Source organism: Enterobacter sp. IF2SW-B1 (genome assembly GCF_001743375.1).
Lineage (GTDB): Bacteria > Pseudomonadota > Gammaproteobacteria > Enterobacterales > Enterobacteriaceae > Enterobacter > Enterobacter bugandensis.
Genome location: NZ_MJAA01000005.1, coordinates 53,031 through 71,586, shown reverse-complemented (window position 1 = coordinate 71,586; position 18,556 = coordinate 53,031). Strand labels below are relative to the sequence as shown.

Sequence of the window (18,556 nt, the reverse complement as noted above, 5' to 3'; positions counted from 1 at the left end):
ATCGTACGTTTAGTAGACGGATTTATTGTTATCAACTGCTGTGGTGACGTCGGTAAAGCGGGCCGCCAGCGCTTCGGCGCTGCGGGCGAGCAGGGTGGTATCCACACCGACCGCCACAAACAATGCGCCGAGGCCGAGATAGCGTTTCGCCAGCTGTTCATTCGCCATCAGGATGCCGGGCGCTTTGCCCGCGCTGAGGATCTGCGCGATCGCCTGCTCGATGGCGGCCTGCACCTCCGGGTGCTGCGGATTGCCGGCAAAGCCCATATCGGCGCTCAGATCCGCCGGTCCGATAAACACGCCGTCGACGCCTTCCACGTCCAGGATCTGCGGCAGGTTTTTCAGCGCCTCGCGGGTTTCGATCTGCACCAGCACGCACATGGCGTCGTTAGCCTGATGCAGGTAATCCGGGATGCGATTCCAGCGCGAGGCGCGCGCCAGGGCGCTGCCGACGCCGCGAATGCCCGCAGGCGGGTAGCGGGTGGCGCTTACCGCTAGCCGCGCCTCGTCAGCGTTTTGCACCATCGGCACCAGCAGGGTTTGCGCGCCTATGTCCAGCAACTGCTTGATCTGCACCGGATCGTTCCACGACGGGCGCACTACCGGCTGGCTGGGATAAGGGGCGATGGCCTGGAGCTGGGTCAGGACGGTCTGCACGCTGTTCGGCGCGTGCTCGCCGTCGATCAGCAGCCAGTCAAAACCGGCCCCGGCCAGCAGCTCTGCGCTGTAGCTGCTGGTCAGCCCCAGCCATAAACCGATTTGCGGGCGGCCCGCCTTCAGCGCCGCTTTGAATGCGTTTTGCATGGTCGCCTCCTTATACAAAGCGACAGCTGATGGAACCCATGTTGCCGTAGTCAACATGGAAGGTGTCGCCTCTGCTGGCGGCAACCGGACGGGTAAACGAGCCGCCGAGGATGATTTGTCCGGGCTCAAGCTGCACGTCGTACGGCGCGAGCTTGTTCGCCAGCCACGCCACGCCGTTCGCCGGGTGGTTAAGCACGCCAGCGGCGACGCCGGTCTCTTCGATCACGCCGTTGCGGTAGAGCAGGGCGGAGATCCAGCGCAAATCCAGTGCGTCGGGCTTAATCGGACGACCGCCGAGGATCACCCCGGCGTTGGCGGCGTTGTCGGAGATGGTGTCGAACACCTTGCGCGGGCGCTGGGTCTCCGGGTCAACGTTGTGGCAGCGGGCGTCGATCAGCTCCAGCGCGGGGATGACGTAGTCCGTGGCGTTGTAAACGTCGAAGATCGTGCAGTTCGGGCCGCGCAGCGGTTTTGCCAGCACGAAGGCCAGCTCCACTTCGATACGCGGGACGATAAAGCGATCGACGGGGATGTCGCTGCCGTCGTGGAAGAACATGTCGTCCAGCAGCGCGCCGTAGTCCGGCTCGCTAATCTGCGAGCTGGCCTGCATCGCTTTCGAGGTGAGGCCAATCTTGTGGCCTTTCAGCACGCGGCCTTCGGCAATTTTCAGGCTCACCCATTCGCGCTGTACGGCGTAGGCGTCTTCGATGGTGATCTCCGGGTACTCCAGCGAGATCGCGCGGATCTGCTCCCGGGACTGTTCCGCCTGATGCAGGCGCTGGGCGATCAGGGTATGGGTGTGTTTGTCGAGCATGGCGATATCCTGTTTTTGCCGGGTGGCGCGTAGCGATCCCGGCCTACGTTCTTGGCCGTTGTAGGCCCGGTAAGCGAAGCGCCACCGGGCGAGCAGACGGCTACTTAAACAACGCGTGCACGTTGTTTTGTTTGTAATTGAGCGTCGGATCGAGTTCTTCCATGGCGAACGACAGCGCCAGATAGCGCTCCGCCATCAGCGCCGCGAAGTGGGTTTTGATCAGCGCAAACAGCATCTCCCCTACGGCTTCCCGGCTCTCCAGGCTTCGTCCGGCGCCGATCTTCAGCGTCATATGCACAAAGGCGTAATCATGCTTACCGTCCGCCATCTGCCAGGTATCGAGCCAGTGGGCGCGGCTGCGGATGCCGCCGAGAGGGAAGATGCCCGTGGCGGCCAGCGCCTCGTTCACTTTGGCGAACAGCCCCGGCAGGTCGGCCTGCGCGCGGATGTTGTCGGTACATTCAGCAATAAAGTGCGGCATAACGACTCCTTATGCGGGCAGCGGGAAAACGGCGTTGACCTGGCCGGTGCCGGAGCTGGCGAACAGCTCGGTGAGGAACTCAACCTTGCCGTCGTATTTATCCCAGCCCAGCATCCCCAGCAGCATCACCGTGTCGTGCATGTTGCCCTCGCCGTAGCAGTAGTCGGCGTACTCCGGCAGCATGCTGCAAAACTCTTTAAACTGGCCTTCGCGCCACAGCTTGACCACCCGCTCGTCCATCTGACGGTCGAACTCGCGGGTGTAGCTGTTCATCCCTTCTTCCGCACGCTGGTCGTCGATAAAGCGGTGCGACAGCGAGCCGCTGGCGAGCACCGCCACGGTGCCGTCGTACTTTTCGATGGCGCTGACGATGGCCTCGCCCAGCCTGCGGCTGTCGGCGAAATCGTGAACCGTGCAGAACGCGGAGATGGAGATCACTTTGAAGTGCTTATCCGCGTTCATGTAGCGCATCGGCACCAGGGTGCCGTACTCCAGCTTGAGGCTCGGGATGTTATGCGCCTTGGCGCGCACGCCGAGCTTCACCGCTTCGTCGGCGATCAGCTGCCCGAGCTCCGGGTTGCCGTCGTAGTCGTAGGTCATGTCGCGGATAAAGTGCGGCAGCTCGTTGCTGGTGTAGACGCCCGAAAAATGATCCGCACAGTTGATGTGGTACGCGCTGTTCACCAGCCAGTGGGTGTCGAACACGATGATGGTGTCCACGCCCAGTTCACGGCAGCGCTTGCTGATCTCTTTATGCCCGTCGATGGCGGACTGGCGGCAGCCGTGGTTTTTCCCCGGCAGCTCGGAAAGGTACATCGACGGCACGTGGGTGATTTTTGCTGCTAACGCTAGCTTGCCCATTGTCAGATCCCCCATTTTGGAATCGGATGGTCGCCCATGGAGATGCAGACATTCTTCATCTCCGCGAACACTTCAAAGCTGTACTCGCCGCCCTCGCGGCCGGTGCCGGAGGCCTTCACGCCGCCAAACGGCTGGCGCAGGTCGCGCACGTTCTGGGTGTTCACGAACACCATGCCCGCTTCAATGCTGCGCGCCAGGCGCAGCACCTTGCTGACGTCCTGGGTCCAGATGTATGACGCCAGGCCGTACTCCACGTCGTTCGCCAGGCGCAGGCCTTCCGCCTCGTCCTTAAACGGCAGCAGGCAGGCCACCGGCCCGAAGATCTCCTCCTGCGCCACGCGCATGCGGTTGTCGACGTCCGCCAGCACCGTCGGGCGCAGGAAGTTGCCGCCTTTCAGGTGTGCAGGCAGATCGACCGGTTTGTCCGGGCCGCCCGCCAGCAGGGTGGCGCCTTCCTCGATGCCGAGGCGGATATAGCCGGAGACTTTCTCCCAGTGCTGCTGGCTGATGAGCGCGCCAATCTGGGTGTTCGGATCGGTCGGATCGCCCACGCGCAGGCGATTGGCGCGTTCGGCGAAACGCTTGACGAACTCCGGGTAAATGCTCTGCTGGATGAAGATGCGCGAGCCTGCGGTGCAGCGCTCGCCGTTGATGGAGAAGATGGTGAACAGTGCGGCGTCCAGCGCGCGCTCGATGTCCGCATCTTCAAAAATCAGCACCGGGGATTTGCCGCCCAGCTCCATGGAATATTTCTTCAGCCCGGCGTTTTTCATGATGTTGCGCCCGGTGGCGGTGCCGCCGGTGAAGGAGACGGCGCGCACGTCGTGGTGGCGCACCAGCGCGTCGCCTGCCGTCGCCCCGTAGCCCTGCACCACGTTCAGCACGCCCGCCGGAATGCCCGCCTCCAGCGCCAGCTCGCCCAGTCGGTCGGCGGTCAGCGGCGAGAGTTCAGACATCTTCAGCACCGCGGTGTTGCCCAACGCCAGGCACGGCGCGACCTTCCAGGTGGCGGTCATAAACGGCACGTTCCATGGAGACACCAGCGCGCAGACGCCCACCGGCTGCACCAGCGTGTAGTTGAGCATTTTGTCGTCGACCGGGTAGGTTTTGCCGTTCATCTGCTGGCACACCTCGGCGAAGAACTCGAAGTTGTGCGAGGCGCGCGGGATGAGCACATTTTTGGTCTGGTGGATCGGCAGGCCGGTGTCGGCGGTTTCCATGGCGGCGATCTCGGGCACGTTCTGATCGATCAGATCCCCCAGGCGACGCATCAGGCGCGCGCGCTCCTTCATCGGCAGGTTGGCCCATTTCGGGAACGCCTCTTTAGCGGCGGCAACGGCCTGATGAATTTCCGCTTCACCGCCGGAGGCGACTTCCGCTAATACCTCGCCGGAGGCCGGATTAGTGGTATTGAAGAACTCGCTTCCGGCGACGTTTTTACCGTTGATCCAGTGGTTAATCTTTTTCATTTTGCAGTCTCCTCGCTGACAATCCGGTTCACCAGGCGGCCCACGCCTTCCACTTCCACCACCACTTCATCGCCCGGCACCACATCGGACAGCCCCTTCGGCGTGCCGGTGGCGATCATGTCGCCCGGCTGTAGAGTCATAAAATCGCTCAGATACGCAATCAGGTAAGGAATGCTGAAAATGAGATCGGCGGTGGTGCCTTCCTGACGCAGTTCGCCGTTGACGAAGGTGCGCAGGGTTAAGTTATGCGGATCAGGAATGGCTTCTTTCGGCACAATGTTCGGGCTGATGGGGGTTAATCCGTCGCGGCTTTTGACCCGCAGGTTCGGGCGGTAGTAATTTTCCAGGTAGTCGCGGATGGCGTAGTCGTTGCAGACCGTGTAGCCCGCGACATACTCCATCGCCTCGGCTTCGCTCACCTTACGCGCGGTTTTACCGATGACCACCACCAGCTCCGCCTCGTAGTGCATGTATTCGATATTGTTCGGGCGCACCGAGGTCTGGTTGTCGCCATTGAAGGTGTTCGGCGCTTTGATAAACACCAGCGGCTCGGTGGGCGGCTTGAAGTCCAGCTCGCTGGCATGATCGGCGTAGTTAAGACCGAGGGCGAACAGCGTGGCGTGTTCAGGCGTGCGGTGGGAAAGGGCAACGTCGCGCTCGTTCACCACCGGATTTTCCAGCGGCGGGAAACCTTCCGCCAGAATCCGCACGCGATCGCCCGGGCGGATCTCCACGCGGCTTTGCGGCGTGCCGAGCAGGATCGCATCGCCGGGATTGAGGGTGGCGAATTCGCTCAGGGCGCTCAGCAGTTCGGCGGCGCTGCGCTGCAGATCGGCGGTGTTCCAGTGGTCCGCTTCGCGGCCGTTGATCTCGGTGATGATGGTCAGGTTGTCGACGTTATCAACGGCGGCCAGCTCGCCAAGCGGGCAAAAGCCGTCCCGGCATTTGGCCTTAATGGCCGGGCGGTAGAAGCTCTCTTCCGGCAGGCTCACCTCGTTGGCCAGCGCGTACCCGGCGATGTAGGCCGCGGCGTCCTCTACGCGCACCCTGCTGGCGGTTTTACCCACAACCAGCGCCACCGTCGCGCCGCTTAACACCGTTTCCCCCTGCGGGAAAGGAATGGGCTCGCCCGCGCGAATCACCGTGTTGTGCGGTTTGATAAACCACACCGGCGTTTTTGGCGGCGTGTTGTAAGGGGCTTTTTCAAACGCCTCAGCCCTGGCTTCTTGCTGACTCTGGTGGTTCAGCGCGACGGCAAATACGGTACCTTTCATTCACCTACTCCTCACCCCGACGGTCCGGGTTATGATTTCATTAATATGTTAATGATCTGGTTTTATGCTTTTGCTGTTTATTTCGCAATCAGAAGTGAAAAATTTGTGATATGAATAACAATAAATTTACATTATGAATTTTAATCCTATGTAAATCAGTTGATTAATAAAAACGAATGGTTTCTGTTAGACTTTCTGGCAGGAAACGTGTTGTTTATAAAAACATCTTTTATGAATCGTTTACTTGTTAATGATGTGAAGGGGAGAGGCTATGCATGATTCATTAACCATCGCGCTTTTGCAGGCGCGGGAAGCGGCGATGTCGTACTTCCGTCCGATTGTGAAGCGGCATAACCTCACCGAGCAGCAGTGGCGCATCGTGCGCGTGCTGGCTGAACATCCGTCGATGGATTTTCACGATCTGGCGTTTCGCACCTGTATTCTGCGCCCGAGCCTGACCGGCATTCTGACGCGCATGGAGCGCGACGGCCTGGTGCTGCGCTTAAAGCCGGTGAACGACCAGCGCAAGCTGTACGTGTCGCTGACCAAAGAGGGAAATGCGCTGTACGAGCACGCCCAGGCGCAGGTGGAAGAGGCGTATCAGCAGATTGAGGCGGAATACACGCCGGAGAAGATGAAGCAGCTGACGGCGCTGCTGGAAGAGTTTATTGAACTCGGAAACCGGCATAACGCAGCGCGGGAAGAAGAGTAAAAACCACAAATTCCAGGATGATTTTCGTAAAGTTTTCCCTTTCCAGGCCGAAAATTCTGTATCTGTCTGAGGAAAGAGAAAACATGTTAAACCGTATCAAGATTGTCACCAGCTTAATGCTGGTTTTAGCGATATTTGGCCTTTTACAACTCACATCCGGTGGTCTTTTCTTTAATGCTCTGAAGAATGACAAAGAGAATTTCACCGTCCTGCAAACCATTCGTCAGCAACAATCCACCCTTAACGGGAGCTGGGTTGCGCTGCTGCAAACCCGTAATACCCTGAACCGCGCGGGCATCCGCTACATGATGGATCAGAACAATATCGGCAGCGGCGCGACCGTTAACGATCTGATGCAGATTGCGTCTGCCTCGCTGAAACAGGCGGAAAAAAACTGGGCTGACTATGAAGCCCTGCCGCGCGACCCGCGTCAGAGCGACGCCGCTGCGCTGGAAATTAAACGTAACTACGATATCTACCACGGTGCGCTGGCTGAGCTGATTCAACTGCTGGGGGCGGGTAAAATCAACGCCTTCTTCGACCAGCCGACCCAGAGCTACCAGGATGGATTCGAGAAGCAGTACGTGAGCTACCTGCAGCAGAACGACAAGCTGTACCAGATGGCGGTTGAAGACAGCAACAGCTCTTACACTCAGGCTATCTGGGTGCTGATCAGCGTGCTGGTTGCCGTGCTAGTGGTGATTGTGGCCGTCTGGCTGGGTATCAAGCAGGCGCTGATCTCTCCGCTGACGCGTCTCATTGACAATATCCGCCACATCGCCAGCGGCGACCTGGTGAAGCGCATCGACGTGGAAGGCTCTAACGAGATGGGCGAACTGGCCGACTCGCTGCGTCATATGCAGGGCGAGCTGGTGCGTACCGTGGGCGACGTGCGTAACGGCGCGAACGCTATCTATAGCGGCGCGAGCGAAATCGCGATGGGCAATAACGACCTCTCTTCCCGTACTGAACAGCAGGCCGCTTCACTGGAAGAGACCGCTGCCAGCATGGAGCAGCTGACGGCGACCGTTAAGCAGAACGCCGAGAACGCCCGTCAGGCGAGCCACCTGGCGCTAAGCGCGTCTGAAACCGCGCAGAAGGGCGGCAAGGTGGTGGACAACGTGGTGCAAACCATGCGTGACATCGCGGGCAGTTCGCAGAAAATTGCCGATATCATCAGCGTGATCGACGGCATTGCCTTCCAGACCAACATCCTGGCGCTGAACGCGGCGGTAGAAGCGGCGCGTGCGGGCGAACAGGGTCGTGGATTTGCGGTGGTGGCAGGGGAAGTGCGTAACCTGGCCCAGCGCAGCGCTCAGGCAGCACGTGAGATCAAGAGCCTGATTGAAGACTCCGTGGGACGCGTGGAAGTGGGGTCAACGCTGGTGGAAAGCGCCGGTGAAACCATGGGTGAGATCGTGAACGCGGTGACCCGCGTGACCGATATCATGGGCGAGATTGCCTCTGCGTCCGACGAGCAGAGCCGCGGTATCGACCAGGTGGGCCTGGCGGTGGCAGAGATGGACCGCGTGACCCAGCAGAACGCCTCGCTGGTAGAAGAGTCAGCCGCAGCGGCGGCGGCGCTGGAAGAGCAGGCGAGCCGTCTGACGCAGGCCGTGGCAGTGTTCCGCATTCAGCAGGAGCAGATGAAGGCGCGCGAGTTCGCTGCCGCGAAAAGCGTTGTCGCGCCGGTGATGTCGCGTAAAGTCGCGACGGCGGACGCGGGCGATAACTGGGAAACGTTCTGATCCAGCGCATTGTGCCGGGTGGCGGCTACGCCTTACCCGGCCAACGGAAGCTTGTTGTAGGCCCGGTAAGCGAAGCGCCACCGGGCGATATCAAAGCGGCAGGCGCATGGCGCAGCGGGAGTCATACGCTAAACCGTGCGCCGTCTCTTCTTCGCGTTTTTCACGCAATTCAGGCGTCAGCCTCGTCATCATTTCAAACCCCAGCCGCGCATAGAAGGGCGCATTCCACGGCACGTCCCGGAACGTCGTCAACGTCAGCGATCTCAGCCCCTTTTGGCGGGCATGGTCAGCTGCACAGGCGATGAGCTGCCGACCGATCCCTTTTCCCTGCCAGGCCAGATCGACCGAGAGCTCCACAATAAACAGCGACGAAGGGTGCGCTTCAGTGAGAATAAACCCCACGGGACGGTCGTTCGCCAGCGCCAGCCAGCTTAGTCCCCGTTCGGCATAGTCGAGATGCTGTTCAGCGGAAATGACCTCGCCATCGGCAAGCCAGGCGAGGTCGGGGTAGTCACGAAAACGCTCGCCCGCCGCGCGCTCAATGGCGGGCAGGGCGGCAACGTCGTCGGAATGTGTGGGCCGAACGGTGAGGTTAAGGGCGACCATTAGCCTGCGCGACTCACGATTTTAATTTCAACCATGCCGATCCCGAGCTGGCGCGGTGAATGGCCGAGAATATTTCCTTCATTGGTGGACTGCGGGTCTGGCGGCACAATCACCAGGGTACTGCTGCGCGATGGATTCTCAAAATGCAGGGTGTGAGTGCTTACGTCATTTCCAAGCGTCAGCGTCTGCTCTTGATCGCCCACGCGCACCGGTACAGGTTTATTCGCGTTAGGCCCGTACGCCCTGGCCGTGATCACCAGATCAAATTGCTCCGGCAGCGGATGGGTGTACTCAATTTTCACCTCGTTACCCAGCTGCGCGTTTGACCAGCGTCCCCACGACTCCGGACGGGAGATGCCGCTAAACTGCTTCACCTCTTCGGGCGCGCCGGCCACGTTAAAGATAAAGCTGTCCGCTTTATAGCGGATGTCGTTGTCGACGATTTTCAGCATGTCGATGTTGTGCTGATAGCGAGCCGTATCAATCACCGTATCTTTAAAGGCGGTTTTGCCTTTCCACTGGGCTTTGTCGACATGCTGCACGGTTTGCTCCCCGCCAAGCTGGCCCTGAGAGACGCACCAGTCCGTAGAGAGCGCCAGCGGCTGCGACCAGAGCTGACCCATTTTGTAACACCGGTCAATCCAGACGAAGTTATCGCGAGGGGCGAAATCGGCCAGCTGGAAGCGCAGCGGCGCGGAATACTCGCTTTCCGGCAGCGGTTCGACGCGACTATCCGACACGCGCACCAGCAGCGGCAGGCGGAAATTGCTGCCGGAGAAGGCAACGGTGTTTTTATCCCGATCGACGGTGAAGTCTTTCATCTCTTTCGGGAAATTCCACAGGCGGATGATGTCGGGCTTCCAGGCGAGGATTTTCTCCTTCATGTTGAGGAACACTTCCGACAGGGATTGCCCCGACAGCGTGCTGCGCCCGAGGCCAATAAAGTTGTCGCCCCCCAGAATGTCCAGCACGGTTGCGCCGTTATCCATGGAGTTGCGTTTGGTGGCGATTAACTCCTGCTGCGGCTGGTCGCCGCGCAGCACGAAGAACAGGTTGCTGCGATCCTGCTTGCTGAGCTGGTCCCACGCGCTGTTTTTCATTGCCAGATGGTCAGACGATACGACGATGACGGTGTTTTTAAACCACGGCGAGGCTTTGATTTTCTCGACCAGCGCGGCGATGTGCTCCTGGCTACAGGTCACGGCGCTGAAAGACTTGTTGTTTTTGCCGTCCACGTCATAGCTTTTTCGCTTACAGGTGCGCGAGACGAACCCGTCCGGATGGTGCGTATCTACCGTCAGCGCAAAGAGAGAAAAACGCTTCCCGGCGCGGGAAAGTTCCTCGAATTTCTTCCAGGTTTCGTCCAGCACCGTATCGTCATAGAAGCCCCAGTCGTTGCGGTAGGTGGGATCGGCAACCGTCGTTTTTAACTCTTCTGAGCCATACAGGTGGTCAAAACCGTGGGATTTCAGGAACACATCTTTTCCGGCAAAGCGCAGGTTTGCTCCCTGCATAAAGTAGTTTTCATAGCCGGAGTTTTTCAGGATATCGCCCAGGCAAATATTCTGCGGGAAGAACGTCGACATCGAGGCGGAGGCGTTGCCTTCAAAAGGTGCGAACAGCGGGATACCGCACTGGGAGGCCACCATCCCGGCGATAGTGTAATCCGTGCCGGGTAACTGCATGGTGTGGCTGAAATCGAGGCCTTCGTTTTTCAGCGCGCCCAGTTCCGGCGTGAGGTTCGGAAACGCATCGTTATCAAAGTAGGTGCGCTCCAGGCTTTCACCGTAGATGTAGACCAGGTTGAGCTTCGGGTTGGCGATCGTTTTCGACGGCTCTTTATAGTAGGCCACGAAGTCCGGATCGCCGTCGCGCGACTGGGATTTTACAAGCTCGGTGATCTGATGAAACGCGGGGCTGGCGTCGACGGAGGCCAGCGCCAGGAAAAGCGCCAGCAGGCTGTAGCCATGATGGTGAGGAAGATGGCGACGGCGGCGCAGCACCCAGGCGAGCGCGCCGAAAATCGTCACCAGCGCCACGATCAGTCCCAGCCCCGGAAGGATGTATTTACCTACTCCCGCGCCCGTCAGGCTGTTCGTCAGGGTGTAGAGCACAGCATCGTTAATGCCGTCGCCAGTGAAGTAATCGCTGGCGTATAAGGTAATGTTTAAAACGATAAAAATGCCGAGCACCACCAGCGTGGCGATAAACCACCAGGTGTTACGGCCGGCTTTCCAGGCATAAACGCCGACGGAAGCCAGAAAAAGGATAAGAGAGATGAATTCTGACAACAGCATATCCTCATGACGCCAGGTGCTTCGCTGGCTAACTGTTTATTTTTGGTAAGACAATGTAATGGCGATGTCGTTTAGCTGCAATTTTAGTGTCACGAAAGTGTGCTGTTGTTAGGATTTGGTTTATAAAATCGTTTTTATGAGGATGGTCGCATCCTGACAAACGGACGCTGAGACGATGGCAGGTAGGAAAAACGCTCGTTTAACGCCGCGATGCAAGCCTATCGCATTAAACGCGGCGTGTTGTGGCAGAAAATGGGGCGGATCAGGAGATGAAATTAACGCCTTGTTTCAGCACCAGATCGCAGGCTTTGGTTTTCACCTGTTTTGCCAGGGCGGAGTTGCCGAGGGTGCTCAGATTCAGCTGTTGGCCGTTTTGCGCGTTAAGCAGGCCCTGAATGCCGTCCATATAGCTGGTGTCCGCTTTTTGCTCCTGCGTGTCGAGACCCAGTTTACCCAGCACCTGGTTTTTCACGTTTTGCGCGTCGGTCACCGAGGCCAGCTTTTGCTTAGCGCAATATTCCAGAATCCCCGCCGCGTTGTTCATCGTGCCCGCGCTCAGGCTCTGGGAACTGTTGCTCAGCAGGCTGGTGAGAGAAGAGGCCGAGAGCCCGCCCTGGGCGCTGCTGCTCTCTTTGGTCAGCTCATTCGCGGCGCTTGACAGGGACTCCTGCCACGAAGCCGCTTGTGCTGCGCCGGTAACCAGCAGCGCGCCTAAAAAAGTGCTGATAAGAATCTGTTTTTTCATAATGGCTTTCTCAAAAAGGTCCGTTTTGGGCCGGAAGGGGTTCCAGTATATACCTGCGCCCTGCTGGCGATTCCTGGAACTGTCTTAATACTCTTTGCCGGTGACGCGGCTGCGGTAACTGTCCCAGTCGAAAATGACATACAGACTATTACCCAGCTTCATGCGGTCCATGACGCGTTCGCCCAGTAAGCGGGTCATCTCGTCAATGTTGTGGTTCGTCAGCATCCCGGTGGGACGTTTGGACGAAGAGCGGCGATCGACTATCTGGTTAATGATGACCTTTTCATAACGGGATTCGGTCTGAACGCCAATCTCGTCGATGACCAGTAGATCGACATTGCTCAGATCGTTAAGAAGCTGCTCTTCGCTGGTTTCACGGTTGCTGAAGGTGTCTTTCATGGCGGACATGATATCGGCCACGGTGATGATGAGGACCGATTTACCGCGCAGAAGCAGTTCGTTGCAGATGGCGGCCGCGAGGTGGTTTTTACCTGTGCCCGGCTTGCCGCTAAAAATGAAGCTGGCGATATTGCCGTCAAATTCATCCACGTACTGACGCGCGGCGGCGAGCGCGTTCATCTGCCCGCTGGTCTCAATTTTATAGTTATCAAACGAGCAGTTCTGATGCAGGGGACGAATACCGGAGCGGTTAAAGGTGCGCTGCATTTTCATCGCCCGGTTTTCGCGGGCGAGCGCGGCGGCACGAATTTTACCTTGCTCCTTTTGCCACGCCAGCAGCTCTTCACCCGTGGTGAAGGCGGGCTTCACGTTGGCTGGCATCATCTTTTGCAGACGTTTCATCAGGTCGCCGACGTTCTTCATTTCGCACCTCGGAATCCACTCGGGATCTGTTTATCCGGTTCTGAAAACGTGTTGATATCGCGCTTAGGCTGGCCATTGTTACTGGCGCGGGTAATTTGAAGATGACGCGCGAGCTTTTGCTGCCACTGAATGTGGGTGAACACTTTGCCTTCCGCCTGCCACCAGGCGATAAACGCGGCGAGCTCTTCCGCGGTGGCTGGCTGAGTTAACGCAATGCCCCACAATGCTGCTTGCCGCTGAAAATCTGCGTCAGGCTGCCAGCCCGTGTACAGGACAAATTTGCCCATCGGAACGGTTAGCGGGGTATTAACCGGTTCTTCAAAAAACTGGTTATCCAGCGTGACGTCGCTTGCCGGACGTGACATCTGCGCTTCGATCTCCAGAAGCTGCGCCAGACGTTCCGGCGTGATTGCGTAAAACGCCGGCGCGTTGTCGGCAAAAACCGCAACCGTGCCGCCTTCGGCGTGGGTCAACACACCGCGTGGGTCGCGCATAAAGGCATCAATGCCAGCAATGCTGGTGGTCAGAATTCTGGAGGACATAACGCTTACTCAACTGATTACTACGGGCGTGATATGGGCTTATGGTAGCACAGAGAGGGGAGGGGATGGAGGGGATTTCCCCAGTGGCGCTGCGCTTACCGGGGCTACAGTCGTAGGCCTGAAAAGCGCAGCGGCATCAGGCAGTTATCACGCGATGATATTCAGGGTCACGTCGATGTTGCCTCGGGTCGCGTTAGAGTACGGGCAAACGATATGCGCCGCATCGACCAGCTTTTTGGCTTCCGCAGGATCCATACCTTCAACGTGGATATTCAGTTTTGCTTCGATACCAAAACCGGTCGGCAGCGGGCCGATACCCACTTCGCCTTCAATAAACGCCTCTTTTGGCAGGGTAAATTTGTCGCGAGCCGCCACAAACTTCATCGCGCCCAGGAAGCAGGCAGAGTAACCCGCAGCAAACAGCTGCTCAGGGTTCGTGACTTCTCCACCCATACCGCCCATCTCTTTGGGCACGCCCAGTTTGACGTCCAGTACGCCATCGGAAGAGGTTGCGCGGCCGTCACGGCCCCCGGTTGCTTTTGCTTTGGCGGTATAAACAACTTTTTCTAAAGACATGGCAGGTTCCTCATCTTACTTTTGTATGTGCTATTAAATAGCGTGCGATGTATATGGGTAAATAAAAACGCGTAAAGTATAGCCTTACGCGCGTTGAATCTGTTGTCGCAAAAGTTCCAGTTGCTGCTTGAGCGCCAGCATGGTGTCGGTATCACACTGTGCGGCGCATCCCACCGCGTGTGGGATACCCAGTGCCTGCTGCTGAAGTTCACGTCCGGCTTCAGTCAGCGTGACGGCGACCTGACGTTCATCTTTACGCGAACGGTGGCGGTTGATTAGCCCTGCGCTTTCCAGACGCTTCAGAAGCGGCGTCAGCGTTGCGGAGTCAAGGAACAGCCGTTCACCGATGTCCGACACCGTCACGTCATCCTGCTCCCACAGCACCAGCATCACCAGATATTGCGGGTAAGTCAGGTTTAGCGGCGCCAGCAGTTGCCGGTACAGCTTATTAAGCGCCAGATTTGCCGAATAGAGGGCAAAACAGAGCTGGTTATCCAGCAGGAGCGCAGCGGTCGTGTCGTTCGTTTTTGCGTTCATGAAATGAATATAGATTGTGCGCGATTTAATTGCAAGCAATTTTAGGGGCAGGTATAACGCAGCGCCACCTGAACGGCCATTTTACGGTAGTGCTGGCGCTGGGCCTGCTCGTCTGCACCCTCTTCAAACAGCAGGGTGAAGGTGTAGCTGTTGGCAACGTAGTGAAAGCTGAAGCTGCTGATCAGACGGTGAAGGTCGCGGGCGTCAACCGTCTGGCTGAAAAGCTGTTTTTCTTTGCCCCGGCGCAGGATGCCTTCCAGCAGGTCGAGCGCGCTGCGGTTGACCTGCCGCAGATAGTTTGACTGCTGCATAAAACGGCCGCGCTGCATGTTTTCCATGCAGATAATGCGGATGTAATCCGGGTGGTCGGCATGATAGTCAAAGGTGGCTTCAACCAGATGGACCAGCGCTTCGACGGGAGGCATATCCGCCAGGCTAAGCGCCTTTTCACTGGCGCGAATTTGGGTGTAAACGTACTCCAGGACGAGCAGGTAGAGATTTTCTTTGTTTTTAAAATGGTAAACGACCATGCGTTTGGTGGTACCTGCTTTCTCCGCGATCTGCTCCATGCGGGCGCCATTCAGTCCAAATTCGGCAAACAGCGCGATAGCGCTCTGAAAAATTTTCTCTTTCAGGCTCGATTCTTCACTGTGATCGGGGTGTTCGCTGCCAGAGTTAGCCACATCCTTTCCTTATTTTTACCAAACGGACCAGAAAGATTATCTCCACGGCAGCGAAATAACACAAATATCAAACGCGCGGGCGTTTGCGGTAGAGCCATAGCCCGGGTATCGACAGCCCGATAGAGAGCGCACCGACGATGGAGGACGCCTTAAGAAAGTTGCTAAGGAGAAGAATCATCTGCGGCTCGGTGTAGCCAAAATGGCTGATTTTCACCGCGGAAATCATCGCCGTATAGGCAGATATGCCGGGGAACATCGGGATAACGGCGGCGACGGTGAACACTTTCGGATGCGCCAGATACCAGCGCGACCACTGAATACCGATGCTGCCGACCAGCATAGAGGCGATAAACGTCGACCATTCGATGTTAAAGCCCGCCGTCATCATCACCATTCGCGAGCCGTGGCCAATTGCGCCCAGCAGCGCACACCACGGCAGAGCGCGTTGCGGAACGTTAAATACCATCGCAAAGCCGACGGCAGGAATGGCCGCCAGGGCCATGTCCTGTGCCAGCGCCAGCAGAAAATCTATCACGCCCATCCTCGTAACCCCCATAGCGTCATCGCCATCACCACGCCGATGCAGGTCGCCAGCGTCAGCAGGCTGGCGATAGCCCAGCGTGCCAGCCCGGTATTGATGTGCCCTTTAAACATGTCGGCAACGGCGTTAATCAGCGGGAAGCCCGGCACCAGCAGAAGCACGCTGGCGGCCATCGCAATCGTCGGGGTAGCGGCAAACTGCGGCAGGCGCAGCAGCAGGCCAGACACCGTAGTGGCAACAAACGCGGTAATGCAGAAGTTAATTTGCGGGTGCAGCTGCCGGTGCGTCAGCAGCTGGCGCACGTACATGGCGATGCTGCTGGCGAAAAAGGTGACGATCGCGCCGTCCCAGCCACCTTTATTGAGCTTACAAAAACAGGCGCATGACAGCCCCACCATGAGCACGACCAGCCAGCGTGGATAACGTAATGGCTTGATTTGGTTAAAACGTTTTTCAATCTCCTTGAGATCGAGAAGCTTATGCTCAGCCAGGATGACGATGTGCTGGACCTCGGTTACAACGTGCATATTAATGCCGCGGTCGTGATTTTTACGGGTGGACGTAAGACACTGCCCGTCTTTAATGGTGGTCAGCACAATGGCGTTGGACGAGATAGCGCTCTCAACGCTGTCCATCCCCAGCGCCAGCCCCAGCCGGGTTGAGAGCTCCTCGACCAGCGCGCTTTCCGCGCCGTGCTGGAGCAGAAAAAGACCGCACTGAATACAGAGCCGCGTGATAGCACGCTGCGTTGACCGATCTGCCTGCATGTATTATCCCGAAGATAAGGTGAATAGTTGCCGGTTGGCCCGTAATGCCTACTTTTAGCACAAAGTGCAGTGGCTCTTGCTGTGGGTCAGATCAAGGTTTATGCAAACAGTTACCCCCCTCGTCACGACGACTTACAGGATTAATTTATTAATACGATGAATTAGTAATTTGAAATAATAAAATATTTGTATTTAGAAATTCTAATTTTATTTTGTAGTTATTTTAATGTCTGCACAATTAAATTGATTTGCGCTTTGTGAGATATTAGCGCTGTTTTAGGCATTTCCTAAACTAAGAACATATCTCATCTTCTGCTTGTATTAATCTTTTTATACTCAGGGAAGAAAATATTTATACCTTGGTGTGTTTTACATGACGCACCGAAGGAAAATGGACACGGAGGGTCTATGTTGTCGTTGCCTGGTAAGCATGGCGTTGTCATTAGCCGGATACCCGTCATGCAGAATGGGTTAGGGGACGTGATGGCACGTCATTTCCCCGATTTTGAATTGACCTACTGCCGCTCACTGCAGGAGTTAACCCTGCTTCAGTTGCGCCGCGCAGATGTGATTATCGCCGACGTTTCAGGCGAATACAGGAACCCACGGGGTACGCTCGAAGAGTATTACCGCTTACTGAACCAGTACCGGGAAATCCACTGGATCTTTTTGGTCTCCCGGCCGTTTTACCCTATTGCCGTTGAGCTGCTTATGCGGCCGGAAAGCACGCTTCTTTCTGATATGGAACCTATCGAAGGTGTCGTTAACGCTATCCGGGCAGGGAGTGAACGCGCAGAACGGATAAGCCAGACGTTATTAATCCCAGAACCTGAGGAAAGTGAGGATGACGAAGAACACTTTATTGCGCTCACGCACTCAGAACGTAAGGTGCTTCGCCTGTTAGGCAAAGGGTGGGGGATTAACCAAATCGCTACGTTGCTTAAAAAGAGCAATAAAACGATCAGTGCGCAGAAAAACAGTGCGATGCGAAGGCTCTCATTGCGGAGTAATGCCGATATGTACGCCTGGATCAACAGTACACAGGGAATGAGAGAGCTGAGTTTAATGTCAGCCTATGGAGAGTTCGAGGAATGGAAAAAACCGATTCAACAAGACATATCGCCATCATCGAAAATTGCTCGATGAGTGCGGTCGGGCTGCAGCATCTTTTTACGCAGCCTGAACTCAGCCAATATCAACTGCACCTGTTTAATGATTTTGATGGCTTTAAGAAAGCACTGCAACACGTGAATTTTTTCTCGCTGATCTATTCGCTTTCCGATGCGCGAGAAGAACGACGTAACTGCCTGGCGCATCTGCGGGATCTCGCGTTTACGCATAGCCATATTCAGCGCATTATCCTGGTCTCGGATGAGATGGAGGCGAGGTTGATTAGCCATCTTTCGCCTTCACGTCTTCACGGTGTGGTCAGTAAATCGGTGACCCTTGAACACCTGCTGAAGGAGTTAGTGGTATTGTTGAGCGAAACGCTGCGCATAAATGACAATATGCTTAACCACTGGTACTGCAGTCAGAACCGGATGTTAAGCCCAACGGAAAGAGCAATTTTACGTTATATGTCATGCGGATATTCCATTCCCGAAATCGCGGCGCAGCTTGAACGCAATATCAAGACTATTCGCGCGCATAAGTTTAATGCGATGGTGAAGCTAGGGGTGAATTCTGACGTAGGATTGCTTGATGCAGCGGATATTCTTACCCATCTTCCGGTTAGAGAACCGAGAACTGTGGGGCTAAGCAAACCGACATTTTTGTAACCTGTGCCTTTTGCGCGCCAGATATGCCCTGGCGCGTCATTCAGATGCACACATCAACCCACTTTGCTGAAGTCAGCTCTGCCATTCTGTCTGGAGAAATACGTACGGCGCTATGGATAGCGCCAGCGGCGGGAAGCACTTCAGCGTATTGTTTTAAAGAGATATCGCAGTAAACCGCAAGTGGGTTTTCAAGCCCAAACGGGCAGACGCCACCAACGGGATGACCCGTCACGGTAACCACTTCATCACTGCTGAGCATGCGTGCTTTCGCGCCAAACGTGTCTTTCAGTTTTTTGTTATCCAGACGCGCATCACCCTTCGCCACCACCAGAATCACCTCATTTTTAACCTTCAACGATAGGGTTTTGGCGATTTGTCCCGGCTCTACACGGTGGGCGGCAGCAGCCAGCGCAACGGTAGCCGTACTCTGGCTAAGTTCTATTACCTCTATTTCCGGCGCGTTGTCGGCAAAAAACTGCTGTACGGACTGCAAACTCAT

At 56.7% G+C, this 18,556-nt stretch carries 21 protein-coding genes; 4 read left to right on the top strand and 17 right to left on the bottom strand.

Annotated elements, in window-relative coordinates; translation table 11 throughout:
* Positions 1-9: 9 nt before the first annotated feature.
* From hpaI to hpaG, 6 genes are all read right to left on the bottom strand, one after another.
* Positions 10-804, bottom strand: a complete 795-nt coding sequence (hpaI, locus tag A6013_RS12050) for a 4-hydroxy-2-oxoheptanedioate aldolase (RefSeq protein WP_059354706.1) — start codon at positions 802-804, stop codon at positions 10-12.
* A gap of 10 nt (positions 805-814) precedes the next feature.
* Complete coding sequence (gene hpaH / locus A6013_RS12045) at positions 815-1,618, bottom strand: 2-oxo-hept-4-ene-1,7-dioate hydratase (protein ID WP_048957186.1); 804 nt, start codon at positions 1,616-1,618, stop codon at positions 815-817.
* A gap of 100 nt (positions 1,619-1,718) precedes the next feature.
* Entirely contained in the window at positions 1,719-2,099 is a 381-nt protein-coding gene (locus A6013_RS12040; RefSeq protein WP_048959796.1) for a 5-carboxymethyl-2-hydroxymuconate Delta-isomerase, read from the bottom strand.
* A gap of 9 nt (positions 2,100-2,108) precedes the next feature.
* On the bottom strand, positions 2,109-2,960 hold the full coding sequence (gene hpaD / locus A6013_RS12035) for a 3,4-dihydroxyphenylacetate 2,3-dioxygenase (RefSeq protein WP_041911312.1): 852 nt from the start codon (positions 2,958-2,960) through the stop codon (positions 2,109-2,111).
* A gap of 2 nt (positions 2,961-2,962) precedes the next feature.
* Entirely contained in the window at positions 2,963-4,429 is a 1,467-nt protein-coding gene (gene hpaE, locus A6013_RS12030) for a 5-carboxymethyl-2-hydroxymuconate semialdehyde dehydrogenase (protein ID WP_069733123.1), read from the bottom strand.
* Positions 4,426-5,703, bottom strand: coding sequence for a 4-hydroxyphenylacetate degradation bifunctional isomerase/decarboxylase (gene hpaG, locus A6013_RS12025; RefSeq protein WP_069733122.1), 1,278 nt, complete (start codon positions 5,701-5,703; stop codon positions 4,426-4,428). Before hpaG ends, hpaE begins: the two co-directional genes overlap by 4 nt.
* A gap of 271 nt (positions 5,704-5,974) precedes the next feature.
* Here hpaG and hpaR point away from each other — a divergent pair, with 271 nt between their 5' ends.
* On the top strand, positions 5,975-6,415 hold the full coding sequence (gene hpaR, locus A6013_RS12020; protein WP_023334396.1) for a homoprotocatechuate degradation operon regulator HpaR: 441 nt from the start codon (positions 5,975-5,977) through the stop codon (positions 6,413-6,415).
* Between the two features lie 83 nt (positions 6,416-6,498).
* The gene (gene tsr / locus A6013_RS12015) at positions 6,499-8,163 is read left to right on the top strand and encodes a methyl-accepting chemotaxis protein (protein WP_048959804.1); all 1,665 of its coding nucleotides are present in this window, start codon (positions 6,499-6,501) and stop codon (positions 8,161-8,163) included.
* A 90-nt stretch (positions 8,164-8,253) separates the two neighbouring features.
* Here tsr and A6013_RS12010 read toward each other — a convergent pair whose 3' ends face one another.
* The 10 genes from A6013_RS12010 to A6013_RS11965 form a co-directional block, all read right to left on the bottom strand.
* Positions 8,254-8,769, bottom strand: coding sequence for a GNAT family N-acetyltransferase (locus A6013_RS12010; protein ID WP_048959798.1), 516 nt, complete (start codon positions 8,767-8,769; stop codon positions 8,254-8,256).
* Positions 8,769-11,060, bottom strand: a complete 2,292-nt coding sequence (gene opgB, locus A6013_RS12005; protein WP_048959805.1) for a phosphatidylglycerol--membrane-oligosaccharide glycerophosphotransferase — start codon at positions 11,058-11,060, stop codon at positions 8,769-8,771. Before opgB ends, A6013_RS12010 begins: the two co-directional genes overlap by 1 nt.
* A 268-nt stretch (positions 11,061-11,328) precedes the next feature.
* Complete coding sequence (locus A6013_RS12000) at positions 11,329-11,811, bottom strand: DUF2501 domain-containing protein (RefSeq protein ID WP_048959799.1); 483 nt, start codon at positions 11,809-11,811, stop codon at positions 11,329-11,331.
* A gap of 84 nt (positions 11,812-11,895) precedes the next feature.
* A complete protein-coding gene (gene dnaC / locus A6013_RS11995; protein ID WP_028015417.1) occupies positions 11,896-12,633 on the bottom strand; it encodes a DNA replication protein DnaC in 738 nt (245 codons plus the stop codon).
* Positions 12,630-13,175: a primosomal protein DnaT gene (gene dnaT, locus A6013_RS11990; RefSeq protein ID WP_069733121.1), complete on the bottom strand. Its 546-nt coding sequence runs from the start codon at positions 13,173-13,175 to the stop codon at positions 12,630-12,632. The genes dnaC and dnaT overlap by 4 nt, the downstream gene beginning before the upstream one ends.
* 147 nt (positions 13,176-13,322) lie before the next feature.
* Positions 13,323-13,751 (bottom strand): organic hydroperoxide resistance protein, encoded by a 429-nt coding sequence (locus A6013_RS11985; RefSeq protein WP_013095463.1) that lies wholly within the window; start codon positions 13,749-13,751, stop codon positions 13,323-13,325.
* A gap of 84 nt (positions 13,752-13,835) precedes the next feature.
* A complete protein-coding gene (locus A6013_RS11980) occupies positions 13,836-14,288 on the bottom strand; it encodes a MarR family winged helix-turn-helix transcriptional regulator (RefSeq protein ID WP_028015419.1) in 453 nt (150 codons plus the stop codon).
* 41 nt (positions 14,289-14,329) lie between these two features.
* Positions 14,330-14,971, bottom strand: a complete 642-nt coding sequence (locus A6013_RS11975; RefSeq protein WP_028015420.1) for a TetR family transcriptional regulator — start codon at positions 14,969-14,971, stop codon at positions 14,330-14,332.
* Positions 14,972-15,038: 67 nt separating this feature from the next.
* The gene (locus A6013_RS11970; RefSeq protein WP_041911301.1) at positions 15,039-15,512 is read right to left on the bottom strand and encodes a threonine/serine exporter; all 474 of its coding nucleotides are present in this window, start codon (positions 15,510-15,512) and stop codon (positions 15,039-15,041) included.
* Complete coding sequence (locus A6013_RS11965; protein ID WP_028015422.1) at positions 15,503-16,279, bottom strand: threonine/serine exporter ThrE family protein; 777 nt, start codon at positions 16,277-16,279, stop codon at positions 15,503-15,505. Before A6013_RS11965 ends, A6013_RS11970 begins: the two co-directional genes overlap by 10 nt.
* A gap of 408 nt (positions 16,280-16,687) precedes the next feature.
* Here A6013_RS11965 and A6013_RS11960 point away from each other — a divergent pair, with 408 nt between their 5' ends.
* Together A6013_RS11960 and bglJ are read left to right on the top strand one after the other, a co-directional pair.
* On the top strand, positions 16,688-17,425 hold the full coding sequence (locus A6013_RS11960; RefSeq protein WP_069733120.1) for a LuxR C-terminal-related transcriptional regulator: 738 nt from the start codon (positions 16,688-16,690) through the stop codon (positions 17,423-17,425).
* Positions 17,422-18,057 carry a DNA-binding transcriptional activator BglJ gene (gene bglJ / locus A6013_RS11955; protein WP_041911299.1) on the top strand — a complete coding sequence of 212 codons (636 nt, stop codon included), beginning with the start codon at positions 17,422-17,424 and terminating at the stop codon, positions 18,055-18,057. Before A6013_RS11960 ends, bglJ begins: the two co-directional genes overlap by 4 nt.
* Before the next feature lie 40 nt (positions 18,058-18,097).
* Here bglJ and A6013_RS11950 read toward each other — a convergent pair whose 3' ends face one another.
* Positions 18,098-18,556, bottom strand: coding sequence for a YbaK/EbsC family protein (locus A6013_RS11950; RefSeq protein WP_023331967.1), 459 nt, complete (start codon positions 18,554-18,556; stop codon positions 18,098-18,100).